Origin of the sequence: Streptomyces sp. IMTB 2501 (assembly GCF_001953885.1) — a bacterium.
Lineage (GTDB): Bacteria > Actinomycetota > Actinomycetes > Streptomycetales > Streptomycetaceae > Streptomyces.
The window spans coordinates 51,086-66,763 of the sequence record NZ_MQUS01000029.1 but is presented as its reverse complement, the minus strand read 5'-3'; the positions used below and the strand labels follow the sequence as shown (position 1 = coordinate 66,763).

Sequence of the window (15,678 nt, the reverse complement as noted above, 5' to 3'; positions counted from 1 at the left end):
GCTCCTTCGCCCTCGTCACGCACCCACAGGCCGAGGACGTCCTTGCGGCCGTCCATGTCGACGCCGACGGCCAGGTAAACCGGAGACCTCGATGTCGTACATTCCCGCCAGGTGGCAGCGGATGTCCCGCACCGACATGCCGCGCCTGCAACGAGAGGACCTGCTCGTTGAAGCACGCCGGCCGCTGGGGATGGGGGTGCCTTGTGACCTGGTAGGGCCGCGAGTCGATATGTCGAGGGGGCGCTGCGGACGCGGTTCACGGGCAACGTTCACCGGTTTCGCAATCTGGCTCATCGCGTTCTGGTCCGCCTACGAGGGGACGGCGGATCCACCCGGGAGCGGAGGCGCATGTCCACTCCTGAGCTGACGTCAGGAGGTGTGCCCGCGATCTAGTTTCTGGCGCATGACCAGTATCCGCCGCGCGGCGCTGACCGCCGTGCTCGCACTCGCCCTGCCGCTGCCGATCACCGTCGCGGCCCCGGCCTTCGCCACCACGCCGTCCGGCGCCCCGGCCTCCGCCCATCCGACGCCGAGCGGGTTCACGGCAGCACTGCCCCGCCCGACCGGCCCGTACGCAGTTGGCCGCGACAGGCTGCACCTCGTCGACGACAGCCGCCAGGACCCCTGGGTGCCGGCGGCGGGACCGCGGCAGCTGATGGTGTCGATGTACTACCCGGCCCGGCTCAGGAGCGGGGTGCCCGCCCCCTACATGACCGCTGAGGAGGCCCGGCTGTTCCTGCAGGAGAAGGCCCCGGGCTCGGGCATTCCGCCCGAGGCGCTGAGCGCGGTCCGTACCTGGGCGCGGGCGGACGCGCGCCCGGTGCACGGCCGGTTCCCGCTGGTGCTGCTCTCACCCGGCCTCGGTTTCCCGCGGGCGCTGTTCAGCAGTGTCGCCGAGGGCCTGGCCAGCCGCGGGTACGTCGTCGCCTTGATCGACCACACCTACGAGTCTCCCGGCGTCACGTTCCCCGACGGACGGACGCTCGCCTGCGCCATCTGCGACCGCCCGCCGGCGGGCGGGCCTGCGGCCATCGCCGAGAGCCGGGCGAAGGACGTCTCCTTCGTGATCGACCAGGTGACGTCCCCTCATCCGGCCTGGCACTACGCTCACCTGATCGACCGCAGGCGGATCGGCATGGCCGGGCACTCCATCGGGGGTGACGCCACCGCCTCGACCATGGCCGTCGACCGCCGGGTGCAGGCCGGGGCGAACATGGACGGCACCTTCTACGCGCCGGTCCCGGCCACGGGTCTGGACGGGCGGCCCTTCCTCCTGTTCGGCGCCCGGTCCGATGAGGCTCCCGGCACGGATTCCAGCTGGGACAACGCCTGGAAGAACCTGGACGGCTGGAAGCGCCGGCTCACTGTCGCCGGCGCCGAACACGGCACCTTCAGCGACCTGCCGCTGCTCGCCCAGGCGGCGGGCCTGCCCAGCCGGCCGGGGGCGATCGAGCCGCTGCGCGGGCTGGCGATCACCCGGACGTACCTTGGGGACTTCTTCGACCTGCAGCTGAAGGGCGTGCCGGAGCCGCTGCTGGACGGGCCTTCCCCGGACGAGCCGGAGGTCGCCGTCCAGCTGCCGTAGCGTTGTGCCCGGTGTTCCTCTCGGGGTATTCACCGTCCCGGCGCGCCCGCTGGCGTGGGCTCAGCCGGTCGGTGATACCAGGCCCGCCTCGTAGGCTGCGATGACGAGTTGGACGCGGTCGCGGGCACCGGTCTTGGTCAGCAGGCGGGCCACGTGGGTTTTGGCGGTGGCCGGGCCGATGAAGAGGTGGGCGGCGATCTCGCTGTTGGACATGCCGCGCCCGACCAGGGTCAGCACCTCGCGTTCCCGTTCGGTAATACCGGTGATCTGCCGTCTCGGTGGGGAGGGATCAGGGCGGGTGGCGAAGTCTGCGATGAGGCGCCTGGTGACGCTCGGCGCGATCAGGGCGTCGCCGGAGGCGACGACGCGGATTGCCGCGATGATGTCCACCAGGGCCATGTCCTTGACCAGGAATCCGCTCGCGCCGACACGCAGTGAAGCGTAGACGTTGTCGTCGTCATCGAAGGTGGTGAGCATGAGCACGCGCGGCTGCGGGGCGGCTTTGGTGATCGCGCGGGTGGCTTCGATGCCGTCCATCATGGGCATGCGGATGTCCATCACGACGACGTCGGGCCGCAGGTCTGTGGCCAGCTCGACCGCCTGCGCACCTGTTCCTGCCTCGCCCACGACCTCCATGTCGGGGATGTCGGCGATGACCATGCTCAGCCCAGCGCGCACCAGTTCCTGGTCGTCGGCGAGTACGACGCGGATGGTCATGCCGGCAGCCTCGCCGCCACGCGGAAGCCGCCCTCCGGCCCCGGCCCCGCGCTGAAGCGACCGTTCAACAGGGCGACCCGTTCACGCATCCCGGAGATCCCGAAACCGGTTCCTCGCGTCGCGTTGCCATGCGCCGGGCCGTGCCCGTCGTCGACGACCTCGATGGCCAGTTCCTCGTCCTCGAATCCCACGGACACCCGGCAGTGGCCGGCACCGGAATGCCGCACCGCGTTGGTGACCGATTCCTGGATGATCCGGAAGGCGGCCAGGTCGATCTCGGCCGGCAGCGGGCGCCGCTGTCCCAGCCAAGCCACCTCGACCCGGACACCGGCGTCCGCCGTCATCTCGGCCAACCTCTCGACGGCCTCAAGACCCGCCGCCGCATCGGCGTTCGCCGCATCCTCCCCAGCTTCGGCCTGGCGGAGCGAAACGAGCATGCGCCGCAGTCCGGCCAGTGTCTCGCGGCTGGTGGCCTCGATGGCATTCAACGCCTTGCGTGCTCCAGCCGGCTGCGTGTCGATGACCAGGCTCGCCGCGCCGGCCTGGATCGCGATGATTGCCACGCTGTGGGCGACCATGTCGTGCAGCTCACGGGCGATCCGCAGTCTTTCGGCTGTGACCGCCCGGGCGGCGGCGTGTGCGCGCAGGGCCTGGCCGTAGAGGCGTTGCTGGCGGATCGAGTTGCCGATCGCCCAGGCGATGACGGTGCTCGCCGTGACCGCCAGCGAGGTACTCAGCAGATCGCTGAGTTGCTCCTGGCCGTGGTTGACCGCCGCCCATTCGCAAGGCCAAGCGGCCAGCTCGACGACGGCTGCTGTCACAGAGGTTCGGCGCGGGCGGGTGGCCGCGACGTAGCAGATCAAGCCGTCCATGGCCAGGAAGATCGGCCACGTCCTCGTCCCGAGCGTCGATACCGCCGCCGACTCGGCCAGGAGTATCGCGAACACCGCCAGCGGCCGGCGGCGGGCCCATCCGATCGCCATGGCCAGGACGACCGCCAGTCCCGCCTGCAAGGCGATCCCCAGGAAGACGGACTGCGGCCCGGCGGGATGAAGCGGTGCCATTCGGTATGTCGCCGTAACGAGCAACAGCAGCGCGAACAGAGCGGCGGCGCACCAGCACAACGCCGACCACACAGCCGACGGAAACCGCCCCAGCAACGGAGGACGCGGTATGACGTGATCCACCCGGCGATCGTAGCCACCTCACCACGGCGGCCACGTCCCCTTGCAGGCGTACGCCCGCAAGGGGACCACCCCTGCTCAAGGTCCGCTGACGGGCAGACGCCCTGCCGGCCCAACCTGCGGCAGCGTTACCTGATGATCGAAATCAACCAACTCACCAAGCGATACGGCAAAGTCCTGGCCGTCGACGGCCTGACATTCATGGTCCGGCCCGGGCAGGTGACCGGCTTCTTCGGCCCCAACGGCTCCGGCAAGAGCACCACACCGCGCATGCTCCTGGGGCTGAACACCCCCACCAGCGGCACTGCCACCATCGACGGCCGCCCGTTCCACGAGTTCCGCACCGGACTGCACCACGTCGGCGCCCTGCCGGACGGGAGCGATGTCCACAGGGACGCACCGCCTGCACGGACCTGGCCGCACTCGCCCGCAGCAACGGTTCGCCCAAGCGCAGGGTCCAGGAAGTCCTGGAGGAAGTCGGCCCGAGCAAGGCGGGCCACCGACGGATCGGAGGCTTTTCCCTCGGCATGCGCCAGCGCCTGGGGATCGCCGCAGCACTGCTCGGGGATCCACCCGTTCTGCTCCTCGACGAGCCGATCAACGGCCTGGACCCCGTGGGCATCCGCTGGGCCCGTGAGCTCTTCCGGCGCCTGGCCGCCGAAGGCCGCACCGTTTTCCTCTCCAGCCACCTGATGAGCGAGATGGCGAACACCGTCGGCCATCTCATCGTCATCGGTGGCGGCAAGGTGATCGCCGACGAGCCGCTCGCCGGCTTCGCCGCCGCGCGACCACCTCCCGCGTCACGGTGCGCACACCCGGCTCGGCCGAGCTGACCCAAGTACTGAGCACCGCCGGCGCCTCGGTGCTACCAGACGGCCAGGAAGCCCTCACCGTCACCGGCCTGACGGCACCACAGATCAACGAGCTCGTCTTCACCCATCGCGTCCAGGTCCACGAAGGCACCGCCCAGGGTGGAACGCTGGAGGACGCCGGGGCAACCAGTGATCCCCTCCGACTGGCGCCGCACGGGCGTCGCGCGCCAGCTCGGCGCCGAGCCCGGGCAGTCCGGGCCGTTCGGCACCTGGACCGAGGACGACGAGCAGGAGCAGGGCGATGGTCTTCTCGAAGCGGTCCGGCGCGGGCCGGTGCAGTATCAGCGGGTCGAAAGACACCGCGCCTCCGGGAGAGACGGTGGCTCCGACGGCGGTGGTCAACGCTTTTCGCGTCGACTGCGGATGCTCAGGGCCATCACGGAGAGCAGGAACCAGAAGGCACCGAAGGCCGAGTATCCGGCGACCGAGGCCAGGCTGCTCGTCGCCGAGGCGGACATGGCAGTGAAGGACGCACCGGCGAGGACGGACAGTCCGCCGCTGATGACCATGGGCCACTGGGCGCCGACAGTGCGTCGGCGCCGGATCGCCACGACGAGTTGGATAGCTCCGGAAAGCAGGGCCCAGATCCCGAACACGAGCAGGGCCGTCCCGATGGTGAAGAACGCAGCGGCGATCATCCCGGCTGCGGTGGCCAGGCCGAGAGCCACATTGGTGGCACCGACGCGGTCGATGGGGCCGGTGCCGGCGATGCGACGCTTGAGGAGCGTGGCAATGGCGTCCCACAGGGGGTAGATCACGAGCAGTACGGCCGCGATCACTGTGGGCCGGTCCGTCGACACGAGCGAGGCGGAGGTCGTGACGACGAGTGCCACCCAGATCAGGGAGAAGGCGACCCGGATCAGGTGGAGTGATCGGAGCCCGGAGGGCGTCGTCGTGGTCGTGGTCGTGCGCGAAGTCACGGTGGTCTGAGTCATCGGGTGTCCCGTTAGGTGATCGTGATGGTGTGAGACGGTCGCCTCGATGAGGAGTCTCAGCGGCCTCGGGACGGGCCGTGTACTTCAGACGAAGTAGTTCTGCCGTCCAATTCGAATCGAACGGGTTCTGCCGTCCCCGCAGCCTGGACCGGGCTTGCCGTCTACATCATTCGAAGTACACGGCCGCTGCACATGTGGCCGAGAATCAGACCATGGTCAAGGCGCAGAACAATCAGGACGGGCCCGCAGCGCCCGTGTGGGTCCGCCGCCCCGAGGCACTGCACCTGGTCGCCTATGCGGTGGCCGCGCTGGTGTTCACCGGCCAGATCGTGGCAGTGCTCCTGCGAGGGTCGGATGGGCCGACGGCCCTGTCCGTAGTCCTCGCCGGTGGCGGTGTCGCCCTCTCCTGGTGGAGGCCGTGGGCAGGACTGGTCGGGGCGAGCGCGGCGTCCTTCGCCGTCACAGCGGTGGGCCACGACCCTCTGTCGGTGTGGATGATGGCGGTGCTCGTACTGTTCTCGGTCACCCTCAGGGGGAAACAGCCGCTTGCCGGAATCGGCGTCGTAGCGGCGTTCTTCCTGGGCGCGTTCATGACACTAGGAGGATTCCGGGGCGGCGCGATCGTGGGATCCGCCGCACTCTTCTCGGCCATTGCGGGAGGTGCGGCAGGAGCCGCGCTGCGCATCCACCGGGAGCACTGGCTCACCCTGGAGGAACGGGCCGAGAGCGCCATCGCCACCCGCGAGATCGAAGCCACACGACGAGTGACCGAGGAACGGCTCCGCATCGCCCGGGACCTGCACGACGTCATCGGCCACCAGGTCGCGATGCTCAGCATGCATCTCGGTGCCGTGGAGATCGGGCTGCCCGAAGACGCCGAGTCCTCCCGGCAGGCCCTCGTATCGGCCAGGTCCAGCGCCCGCACCGTCGTCGTCGAAACGCAACGGATCCTCGCGCTTCTACGCCTCGGAGACGACATCTCCGACGACGAGGCTCTCCGGCCGACCCCGGCGCTCAGCGGCCTGGAAGGCCTCGTCGCCTCCTTCGAGGCCATCGGCCTCGACGTCCGGCCCTCCATCGACATCCCCGCCGGTTTCGTGGAGCCCAGCGTCGGTGTGACGGTCTACCGCGTCCTTCAGGAAGCACTCACCAATGCCTACCGGCATGGAGAAGGGGCGGCAACGGTGGATGTGCGCGAGCGCGACGGCAGGATCTGCGTCACCGTGGAGAACCGAATCGGACACTCACTGCGCGACTCCGGCTCGGGCAGCGGACTCGGACTCGTGGGGATGCGCGAACGCGTCGAGTCCTCCAACGGACAGCTGACGATCGACAGTGACGACAGCCGATTCCGGGTCCATGCGGAGTTCAGCCCCCTGGGAGCCGCCGTATGACGACGCGGATTCTGATCGTCGACGACCAGGACGAGATAAGGGCCGGCATCAAAGCGATGCTCCGGCTCGACCCCAGTCTCGTTGTTGCGGGTGATCTCTCCGATGGACTCCAGGTCGTCCCCTTCCTCCGGGACCACCCCGTCGACCTGGTTCTGATGGACATCCGGATGCCAGGCATCGACGGTGTCGAAGCCACCCGCCGGATCCGCAAAGAATACCCACCCGAAAAGATGCGGGTGATCGTGCTGACCACTTTTGACCAGGACGACATCGTTCTCGCCGCCCTTCGCGCGGGCGCTAACGGTTTCCTGAGCAAGACCGTGAGCCCCGCTGAACTCGTCGCCGGAATCACCGAGGTCGTTGGTGGTGGCGGTGCGCTGTCGGCCGCCGCAACGGCCGCGCTCATCGGTCACATGACCGACAGTCCGCCCCCGGTGATCGACCAGGAACTGCTGCGACGCTTCGACGCTCTGACACCCAGGGAACGGGACGTGGTCGTTCTCGTCGCGAGTGGTCTCGGCAACGACGAGATCGCGGCCCAGATGTCCGTGTCTCCGTTCACCGTGAAGACGCATGCGGTGCGGGCCATGACGAAGGTCGGCGCACGTGATCGAGCGCAACTCGTCTCGTTCACCTTCCGGGCCGGCCTCTACCCCTGAGCCTGCCGAGCAGAACCCCGAAAACAGGTGGCCGCCGTGGCGATGCCGCGCAGTCCGGCGGGCGGGACGGCGTGGGCACGTACCCGGAAGACCTCGCCGTCGCGCTGCGCGAGCGGCGTGCCTGGACCTGTACCTGCGGAGCAGGGCTTGCGCGAGGCCAACGGTCACCGGCTGGGGTCGTTCGTGGTCACCGGCTTGGACGCCACCGAGGTCGAGGAGCGGGCCGACGCACTCCTGTGGCAAGTCCGCATCCAGGTCGAACCGATCCTGGAGAATGGGCCGGGTCAGGTCAGGCCGGCGAGTACCTCGGCCATCGCACCGTAGCTCTCGCGGATCGCGTCCGTCTTGGCCAGCCGGTGGCGCTCCAGGCGGATCGCGCCCAGATGCCGAGCCTCGTAGACACACGCCCGCCACACCGCTGCGGGCGAGCGGTCCAGTGCGCCGTAGGACTCCCAGAACGCGGCCCGCTCGTCCGGCTTGGCCGTTGCCATGCGGCTGGTCCAGTCAGCAGCGAGGTCGCCCCACCATATGCGGTCGAAGTCCACCACGCCCGTGATCACCGGCTCGGGGGCCCCCAGGTCGTTCAGGGCGTTGACGGTTCAGAAGTCCCCGCTCAGGAGGCGGGGTCCGGTGACTTCGTCGAGGACGCCACGCTCATGCGCGGCCACGGCCGCGACCTTGCGCACATCAGCGGAGTCCAGGCCGACACCGTCCAGGTCGGCAGCGATCTCCTCCAGCGACGCGAGCACAGCCTCGCTCCACGTGCCGTACGCGGACCCTGCCACCGGCCCGAAGCGAGGGCCACGCGTCGCGTGAACCGGCTTGGCGATCGCTCCCATCTGTCGGAAGAAGACCGGCCACAGCGTGCGGGGGTAGTCGCCGAGGCGGTCCGGCGCCGGGGTCCCGTCCAGGAAGCTCTGCACCATCCAGTCGCGGCCGAGGTACACGTGATGGTGTGCGCCCTCGGCGGGCTACGGCACCGAATCTGACGGTCTCGGCGGCACGTATCAGGTGGTCGAGGCAATTGCTCGGGTGACGGCCGTGATCGCCGGGGTGGGGCGGCCGGGGAGTCGCGCCACGAGAACCCGGCGGATCTCGGGAGGTGCGCCTTCGACGTGCAGCAGGCTCACCCCGGGCGGCAGCACAGGCGAGAGCCGCGAGGGCACCGTTGTCACCCCGAAGCCACCGGCGACCAGCTGAAGCTTCGTCAGCCAGTCGCGCGCGCAGTGGACGATGTGCGGCCGTCCGGGCAGGCCGGGCCAGACGCCGAGCAGTGGCTCGGCGTTCGATGCCGGGGCGGCGATCCACGGGACGTCGACCAGTTCGTCGACGGGGGCCGCGGTGCGGCCGGCGAACTCTCCGGTCGAAGGCACCGCCACGACCAGTTCGGTGTCCGCAACGGTCTCGACGTGCAGGCGCGGCGACTCGCCGTCCAAAGGCCGGTGGGGCGGGCGGGACGTCAGCACGGCGAGGTCGATCGAGCCCGCGCGCAGTGCCCGGATCAGGGAGGGCGTGGTGCCCTCGGTGGTGGTGACCGTGATCTGCGGGTCGGTCGCCGCGAGGCGGGTGAGTGAGTGAGGCAGGATGGCCGCGCCCGCGCTCAGGAACAGCCCGAGCCGCACCAGTTCGGTACGCGGGACGGTGCCGGTGAGATCGCGCTCGGCCGCCGTCAGGCAGTCCAGGATCGTGCGAGCGTGGCGCAGCAGGGTCAGACCCGCGGGGGTGAGCCGCACTCCGTCGGGGCGGCGTTCGAACAGGGCGGTGCCCGCGCTTCGTTCGAGGGAGGCGGCCTGGCGTGAGACCGCCGACTGGGTGTAGCCGAGCCGGGTGGCTGCTGCGGTGAAGCTGCCGGACTCGGCGATCTGCCGCAGGACCCGTAGGCCTGTGCTGGAGATGTCCATGCGGTGTACGCATACCACACATGCTTGATCGTCGCTTCCCGCATGCCCACCGGGTTCCTAGTGTCGATCGCGACGGACAAGGACGAACACGGAGGTCATCACGTGCGAGCAGCAGTTCTGACGCGGTTCGGTGCCCCGCTGACGGTGCGGGAGGTTCCCGATCCCGAGGCCGGCGGCGGTGAGGTGGTGGTCGAGGTCCTCGCCGCCAGCGTGGCGCCCTACGCGGCCGAGGTCTTCAGCGGCGAGCGGAACTACCCCCTGGTCCCTCCCGTCGTGCCCGGGATCGGCGGCGTGGGACGGGTCGTCCACGTGGGTCCGGACGCCACCCGGCTGCGCCCCGGCGACCTGGTGTGGTGCGACTCGACGGTGCGCTCGCGGGACGACGCCCTGACGCCCGACATCACGCTCCAGGGCTGGAGCTCCCGCGGTGAGGGCGGCGCACGCCTCGCCCGGTACCTGCACGACGGATCGTTCGCCGAGCTCATGCGGGTCCCGACGGAGAACGTTTTCCCGCTGCCCGCAGCGGCGGGGGACGACCCGGCCCGATGGGCCGCGCTCGGCGTGCACGTCATACCCTACGGCGGGCTGCTGGCCGGCGGGCTCGCAGCCGGTGAGACGCTGCTCGTCAGCGGGGCCACCGGCAACCTCGGCAGCAGTGCGGTCGCGGTCGCGCTCGCCATGGGGGCGGGCCGGGTGGTCGCCCCAGGCCGCAACCAGACCGCGCTCGACCTCCTCTCCGACCGGTTCGGTCCGCTCGTGCGCCCGGTCCCGCTCACCGGGGACGAGGCCGGCGACCGCGCGGCGATGTCCGCGGCGGCCGACGGCCCGATCGACATGGTGATCGACCTGCTGCCGCCGAGTGCACCCAGCTCGGCAGCGCGCATGGCAGCCATGACGGTGCGCGAATACGGCCGCGTCGTTCTTATGGGCGGCGTCGGCATGCTCGGTGGCGACGACCTCGCACTCCCGTACCCATGGATCATGCGCAACTCGATCACCGTGCGCGGCCAGTGGATGTACCCGCGTTCAGCGAACGTCGGCATCATCCGGCTCCTCGCCTCGGGCACCCTGGACCTCGCCCCCGAACGGGTCCGGTCGTTCGGCCTCAACGCCGTCAACGACGCCGTCACGTACGCCGCCTCACATGGTGGCCCGTTCGACCGCACGACCCTCACCCCACCGGCTCGCTGACAAGACCGACTGATCCAAACATGTCAGCGCCATGCCCCCGTCCTCACGAACGCAGGCCGCCGTACTGCTGCTGCTATTTCTCGTGAACAACCATGAGCCTCAAGATCACCAACTGCTGCCCGAACTCGCGAACAAAGCCAGCCCCGGGCGGGCCGGGTGCGGTGGCAGTGGCCCGCCCTTTCCGCCTTTCCGTGGGCCCGGCGGTGGCCCCGTACCGCTGGGAGCCGTCGGTCCGGGGCACCCATCGCGGACCGCCGGCCCGCGCTGGGGTGGGTGCGGGCCGGCGAGGTCATCTGACTGCGAGGACCAGCGTCACCACGAGGAACTCGACGATGACGAGGCTGCAGATCGGGCAGTCCTGCCCCGCGGGCGAGGGCGGTACCCAGGATCAGGCCGTTGAGCCCGCCCGCCGAGGTTCCCGCCACGATGTCGATGAGCACTTTCCGGCCGGCGGATCGGGTGATCGACCGCCAGATCCGGAACACCGGCCTGTCGGCGTCGGGCGCGGACTCCTCGGATATGTCGCTGGAGAGGGATGCCCGGCAAAGGAGGTCCAGTTCATGGGTGACCCCGCCCATCCACACCGCGAGGCTCACTCCGCCGTTCATCACCAGTGCCAGGCGCGTCTCCGGCTGTGGCGGAGGAGTGAGGTCGTTCGGGGCAGCCATAACGGCAACGTGAGACGTTCAGTGGCCGGTCACACTCCAGCACAGCCGTCATGCGGCCGTCGGACTCACAGCTTCGCTCGAACGGAGCGCGAGCCCGGCTACGGCCGAGGTGACGCTTGGAGGAGGTCTTGTTGGTGTGCGGGGTGGTCACCGGCCTGGTGCGCCGCGGCCGCTGCTGCTGGCTCAGTTTCGCGCGCCGGGTTTTGGTGTTGGACAGGAACACTCCGAGGCGGATCTTGCTGCCGTCAGGGAGCGTTTCGATGTGGGTCCCGGGGGACGGAGACAGAGCCCGTTCGCTGCCGATACAGGGCCAGGGCCTCAGCACCCCGTTCGAACGCTCCGGAAGCTGCCTTGGAGGGCTTCGCGGGGGCTGTCTGCTCCGGCGGCAGGTGGAAGACCCCCAGGGCCGTCAGGCGTTCGCGTTGTTGCTGGCCGGCGTCGTTGTCTTGCCTGATCCGGACGAGCGATATGGCGGAGGAAGGCCCGTGGCGCTGGCCTCTTCGCAGGCACATCACTCCTAGTGTCGCTTATGTCATATTTTCTGATCGTCAGGAGTCAGATGTGAACTGCGTACGCCGCTCCATGGCCTGTACGACCGCGAGTGTGCTGCTCACCCTCGGTGCCTTCGCGCTCGCGGCTCCCGCCTCCGCCGACACGAACACGGTCCTCACCGGCGGAGACGGCTTCTCGTCATCCACGATTACCGTCAACGCCCCTCAGCAGGGCCTGATCGTCTCGAACGGCAAACCTCTCGTCGACCTCAGCTGCCTCGGCGCCGGCGCGCCGAACGACCACTACGCGGCCTGCGTGAAGGCGCCGATGTGACGAATCCGCTGCCGATCACTGGATGAGAGGTCGTTTTCCCCCGTTGTTTCATCCCGGGATGCGGATTTCATCCGGTGATGGCGGGTCGCGGATTAGGAGATGGCGGCCTCCCGGTGAGGCGGCGGGCCATGAGGTCGGTCATGGCCAGGTGGATCATGGCTTCGGAGCGGTGCGGGTGGGTTTCGTAGTCGCGGACCAGGCGGCGGTGCAGCATGAGTCAGCCGTAGGACCGCTCCGTCGCCCAACCACACTGCGCTTATGGATGGTCAAAGCAGTGAGCAGGCACCGATAACCGGTCGTGAAGGCTTGCAGCGGTTGGTCGTTGTGGCCCGACGGTTGCGGGGTCGGCTGAGCGACGAGGGGAACTGGTCGTCATGCGCGACGACAGTGACGTCGGCCCCAGAGCACGATTCCGGTGGCGTGGGACGGGGAGGTGTGGGCAGCATTGCCGGAGGTGAACCGCCAGACGGTGGTGGGGCAGTTGGTGCGCCTGGCGAGCCGCGCGTTGTCGGCCGCGGCGACGGCGAGTGAGCGGGACCGGCGATGGCCTCGATGCCGTCCCCGGCGAGGACTGCAGTGAACTGGGGGCCCGTGGCGGCGGGGGAGTCGCCGGAGCCCCAATCCCACAGCACGGCTGGGCCGTGGAAGGTCGGCATGCCGGTGCGGGCGGTGATCGCGTTCAGCAGCAGGCTCGGATCGCTCACGCCCACGATCGGCTTGGGGCGCGCGGCGATCAGCCCGTAATCCAGGCCGCGCAGCAGCCAGTTGGCGTTCTTCCCTCCGCCCGCGCACACCACCGCGTCGATGGCGGGGTCAGAAATGAAGGCATGAAGATCGTCCACGAGCTGCGCTTCGCTTGAGCCAGTCGGCTGCGGGCAGTGGCAGCCGGGCCGCCGCCTGGTGTTTCACCGGCCGGGCCTGCCATGGGGCGGGCATCAGCGGCTGCGCCTGTGCCGTGATGCCGCGGATTTCGTCCCTTAGCCGTGGCAGCGCCTGGTGCAGGGCCCGCTGGACGGCGTGGAAGCGGCGGCTTCCTGGGCGGTGTGGGGACGACGCCGGGCGGCGGCATGGGCGAAGACAGCCTGCCGGTCGCGACCGAGCTCCCGGTAGTCGCTGTCGATCGCCCTCACCGTGCTGACGCTTGGGTCGGCGGCCGCGGCCGCCACGATGTCGTCCGCGGCCCGGCAGGCCCGCGCGTGCGCGGCCGGAGTGGGGAGCGCGGTAACCACGTCGAGCTGCAGAGCCGCCTGGGCATGCCCGACCAAGGTGTTCTGCCGGCTGTCGGCGGCGGCGCCCGGCCGGGGCCACCACGTGGATCCGGTAGCCGTCCCGGGCGAACCGGCCCGCGCTGAGGGCGAAGTCGGCGGCGCTGGTGTAGTCGGCCGCGATCAGCAGGTCGCCGCGCCGCCCGCGGACGTACGCTTCCGCATCGGCCTGCCAGTCCTGCGCGTCGGGCCCGACCAGTTCGTCGGCGGTGCGGGGAGTGTCGTTGACCAGCTGGAAGTGGTCCGGGTGCGTGCCGCGCAGCAGATCGGGGTCCAGCAGGACCGCTCCTGGCCGCAGCGCCCGGCTCAGCATCCGCCTCGTTTCCAGCTCCTGTGCGCCGGGCTCACCGACCAGGTAGCCGACCAGCGGGTCGGGGCGGAAGACAGCCTTGCGCAGTGACGTCGGGGCAATCAGCTCGTCGAAGGTCCACCGATGCTCGCGCACACTCAGGCGGTGGTAGCCGGTCCCGGGCGGGCCGTGCAGCGGCTGCGCGACCCGGCGGCCGCCGCGGCCCGCTCGGCATCCTGGGAGACAGCCAGCCGGCGGTCCGCCGGCAGCCGCTCGTCGTGCACGACAGGGACGGCAGCTGGGAGCCGTGGTCGTGCGATGTGGAGCGCGGCCACGACTCACCGCACCACAACGTCGGGATGCGGTACTCCTGGGTGGATGACGACGCGCCGGAGCTCTGCGGGGCCTGGGTCAAGGGAGCGCCCGGTGCCCGGCTCCTGCTCGCTGCCCGCCGGCCACCCACTCGAAGAGACCACCGCGACCGTCTGCTGGAGTTCCTGCTGGGCACCCGGGCTGCTCGCAGCCGTCCTGGGGTTCTTGATCGACCGCAGCATCACCCTGACCTGCGGCGCAATGCCGAGTCCCTGTGAACGCGCCTGCCGGCCCGGGCAGCTGGCTGGCTTTCATGAAAGGCCCGGGCGACTGCCGGTAGGCGGGAAGAGGTACCGGCGTAGGTACCAGCGTACGTACTGGCCTGTGTACCGGCGCCGATGGCGTGTAATCGCTGTCGCAGCAGGTCAGACGCCCTGGGTAGCACGGCGAACGACGCTGACACCTTCCCTGTAGGGGAAGAGTGTTGTTTCTCCCTGTGCAGGTGTCCGGTGTCGATGGCCCGGTCCCTACCGCGACCTTCGCCGATCAGACCGAGCCTGATGTCCGAGCGACCCGTACTATCTGCCCGGCGCGGCCGTCCTCGCAGTTCACCGCCTGCCCCGAGGTTGCCCCCACGGACCTTCCGCCGCCCTGGGCGTTCCGGTAGGGCTGGAAGATCAGCCGTCCAGCGTGAAGGGGATCGTCGTGCGTGCACACCGAACACCAGCCGAGCGGGCCGCTGAACACGACAAGGACCGCCGTGCGGCCGTGCCCATCACCCCGACTCAGCGGATGCTGGCACTTCAGCGCTCGGTGGGCAACGCGGCTGTGTGCCGAGCCGTGGAGGAGGAGCGGCACGTGCACGCGGCGGGCTGCGGCCACGACCAGGTCGTGCAGCGCCGGTCGGCCGTGCACGAAGTGCTGCGTTCGTCGGGGCGGCCGCTGGACACGCCGGTGCGCGAGGAGATGGAGGCTAGGCACGGCGGTGCCGACTTCGGCGGGGTACGCGTCCACACCGACTCCGCGGCCATGGACTCGGCGGCGGAGATCGGCGCGAAGGCGTACACCTCCGGCTCTCACGTGGTGTGGGACGGCCGGGACAAGCACACCCTCGCCCATGAGCTGACCCATGTCATCCAGCAGAGCCGGGGTGTCGTGCCGGGTACGGACAATGGCTCGGGCCTGCGTGTCTCTGATCCCTCGGACTGGGCCGAACGCCAGGCGGAGGACACCGCCCGGCAGGTGATGACGGGCCCGGTGCCCGCGCTGCGGGTCATGCGGGGCGAGACCACGGCCGGGCGCGTTGCGGCGGCGGGCGCGGTCTCCGTGCAGCGCATGGAACTGGCCACTAACCCGACGACCCTCACCGAGAGCGACTCCGACTACAGCTCGGAGGACGACCTCAGCGCCCATGAGAAGCGACTGCCGGCACTCACGTCCGAGAGCGCCGTGGAGGCCGCGGTTGCGGCGGGCGGCGAGACGGTGGTCACGCTGTGCCGGGGCGACGATATGGCGAAGATTCGGGCGATGCAGCAGCAGGGTTCGGCCGGCGGCGTGGCCTCCGACCCTGCCACCCCCGCGCCCACTGTCGAACAGGCCGAGGCGCAGGTCACCAAGGGCAGGCGCTACCCGGAGTTCACGACCGCGAGGTACACGGCACGGCAGTTCAGTCGGCAGGGACCGCGAGGTGTCGTGGTCGTCCGCATCAAGGCCAAGTACCTCACCAAGGGGTCCGATGCTCCCGAGGACGGCTGGGTCGCGCTGCACAGCGCGCCGGTCGAGGTGATCGCCGTGGTCGACCGCAGTAAGGGCAAGGCGGCGTCGGGGAACGCGGTCAACGTATCCTGAGCAGCTCAGCCGTGCCGCCGGGCGGACCGTCGG

General features: G+C 70.0%; 13 protein-coding genes and 4 pseudogenes. 7 read left to right on the top strand and 10 right to left on the bottom strand.

Annotated elements, in window-relative coordinates:
- The first annotated feature begins 403 nt into the window (after window positions 1–403).
- The gene (locus AV521_RS36245; RefSeq protein WP_076094725.1) at window positions 404–1,585 is read left to right on the top strand and encodes an alpha/beta hydrolase; all 1,182 of its coding nucleotides are present in this window, start codon (window positions 404–406) and stop codon (window positions 1,583–1,585) included.
- 60 nt (window positions 1,586–1,645) lie between these two features.
- Here the strand turns inward: AV521_RS36245 and AV521_RS36240 are convergent, their stop codons facing one another.
- Together AV521_RS36240 and AV521_RS36235 are read right to left on the bottom strand one after the other, a co-directional pair.
- Window positions 1,646–2,302, bottom strand: coding sequence for a response regulator transcription factor (locus AV521_RS36240; protein ID WP_076094722.1), 657 nt, complete (start codon window positions 2,300–2,302; stop codon window positions 1,646–1,648).
- Window positions 2,299–3,315, bottom strand: a complete 1,017-nt coding sequence (locus AV521_RS36235) for a sensor histidine kinase (RefSeq protein WP_256725816.1) — start codon at window positions 3,313–3,315, stop codon at window positions 2,299–2,301. Before AV521_RS36235 ends, AV521_RS36240 begins: the two co-directional genes overlap by 4 nt.
- 306 nt (window positions 3,316–3,621) lie before the next feature.
- Here AV521_RS36235 and AV521_RS47010 point away from each other — a divergent pair.
- A pseudogene (locus tag AV521_RS47010) lies at window positions 3,622–4,477 on the top strand (ATP-binding cassette domain-containing protein); the annotation flags it as partial.
- Between the two features lie 219 nt (window positions 4,478–4,696).
- Here the strand turns inward: AV521_RS47010 and AV521_RS36220 are convergent.
- The gene (locus tag AV521_RS36220; protein WP_076094715.1) at window positions 4,697–5,293 is read right to left on the bottom strand and encodes a DUF308 domain-containing protein; all 597 of its coding nucleotides are present in this window, start codon (window positions 5,291–5,293) and stop codon (window positions 4,697–4,699) included.
- Between the two features lie 212 nt (window positions 5,294–5,505).
- Here AV521_RS36220 and AV521_RS36215 point away from each other — a divergent pair, with 212 nt between their 5' ends.
- Together AV521_RS36215 and AV521_RS36210 are read left to right on the top strand one after the other, a co-directional pair.
- Window positions 5,506–6,687 (top strand): sensor histidine kinase, encoded by a 1,182-nt coding sequence (locus AV521_RS36215; RefSeq protein WP_076094713.1) that lies wholly within the window; start codon window positions 5,506–5,508, stop codon window positions 6,685–6,687.
- Window positions 6,684–7,346 (top strand): response regulator transcription factor, encoded by a 663-nt coding sequence (locus AV521_RS36210; protein WP_076094711.1) that lies wholly within the window; start codon window positions 6,684–6,686, stop codon window positions 7,344–7,346. The genes AV521_RS36215 and AV521_RS36210 overlap by 4 nt, the downstream gene beginning before the upstream one ends.
- A gap of 284 nt (window positions 7,347–7,630) precedes the next feature.
- Here AV521_RS36210 and AV521_RS49665 read toward each other — a convergent pair whose 3' ends face one another.
- The 3 genes from AV521_RS49665 to AV521_RS36200 are packed head-to-tail and all read right to left on the bottom strand — an operon-like array spanning window position 7,631 to window position 9,247.
- Complete coding sequence (locus AV521_RS49665) at window positions 7,631–7,894, bottom strand: hypothetical protein (RefSeq protein WP_179023645.1); 264 nt, start codon at window positions 7,892–7,894, stop codon at window positions 7,631–7,633.
- A 51-nt stretch (window positions 7,895–7,945) separates the two neighbouring features.
- The gene (locus tag AV521_RS49660; RefSeq protein ID WP_179023643.1) at window positions 7,946–8,293 is read right to left on the bottom strand and encodes a hypothetical protein; all 348 of its coding nucleotides are present in this window, start codon (window positions 8,291–8,293) and stop codon (window positions 7,946–7,948) included.
- Window positions 8,294–8,353: 60 nt separating this feature from the next.
- Entirely contained in the window at window positions 8,354–9,247 is an 894-nt protein-coding gene (locus AV521_RS36200; RefSeq protein ID WP_076094709.1) for a LysR family transcriptional regulator, read from the bottom strand.
- Window positions 9,248–9,349: 102 nt separating this feature from the next.
- Here AV521_RS36200 and AV521_RS36195 point away from each other — a divergent pair, with 102 nt between their 5' ends.
- Entirely contained in the window at window positions 9,350–10,438 is a 1,089-nt protein-coding gene (locus AV521_RS36195; RefSeq protein ID WP_079249579.1) for an alcohol dehydrogenase catalytic domain-containing protein, read from the top strand.
- 1,229 nt (window positions 10,439–11,667) lie between these two features.
- Window positions 11,668–11,931 (top strand): hypothetical protein, encoded by a 264-nt coding sequence (locus tag AV521_RS36185; RefSeq protein WP_143658710.1) that lies wholly within the window; start codon window positions 11,668–11,670, stop codon window positions 11,929–11,931.
- Between the two features lie 67 nt (window positions 11,932–11,998).
- Here the strand turns inward: AV521_RS36185 and AV521_RS36180 are convergent.
- The 4 genes and pseudogenes from AV521_RS36180 to AV521_RS52960 form a co-directional block, all read right to left on the bottom strand.
- Window positions 11,999–12,175, bottom strand: a pseudogene (locus AV521_RS36180) (IS5/IS1182 family transposase); the annotation flags it as partial.
- Window positions 12,176–12,197: 22 nt separating this feature from the next.
- A pseudogene (locus tag AV521_RS36175) lies at window positions 12,198–12,779 on the bottom strand (LD-carboxypeptidase); the annotation flags it as partial.
- Window positions 12,780–12,908: 129 nt separating this feature from the next.
- Entirely contained in the window at window positions 12,909–13,196 is a 288-nt protein-coding gene (locus tag AV521_RS51510) for a hypothetical protein (protein WP_256725815.1), read from the bottom strand.
- Window positions 13,197–13,293: 97 nt separating this feature from the next.
- Window positions 13,294–13,641 (bottom strand): annotated as a pseudogene (locus tag AV521_RS52960) (zeta toxin family protein); the annotation flags it as partial.
- Window positions 13,642–14,502: 861 nt separating this feature from the next.
- Here AV521_RS52960 and AV521_RS36165 point away from each other — a divergent pair.
- Window positions 14,503–15,645, top strand: coding sequence for a DUF4157 domain-containing protein (locus AV521_RS36165; RefSeq protein WP_143658709.1), 1,143 nt, complete (start codon window positions 14,503–14,505; stop codon window positions 15,643–15,645).
- Window positions 15,646–15,678 lie beyond the last annotated feature (33 nt).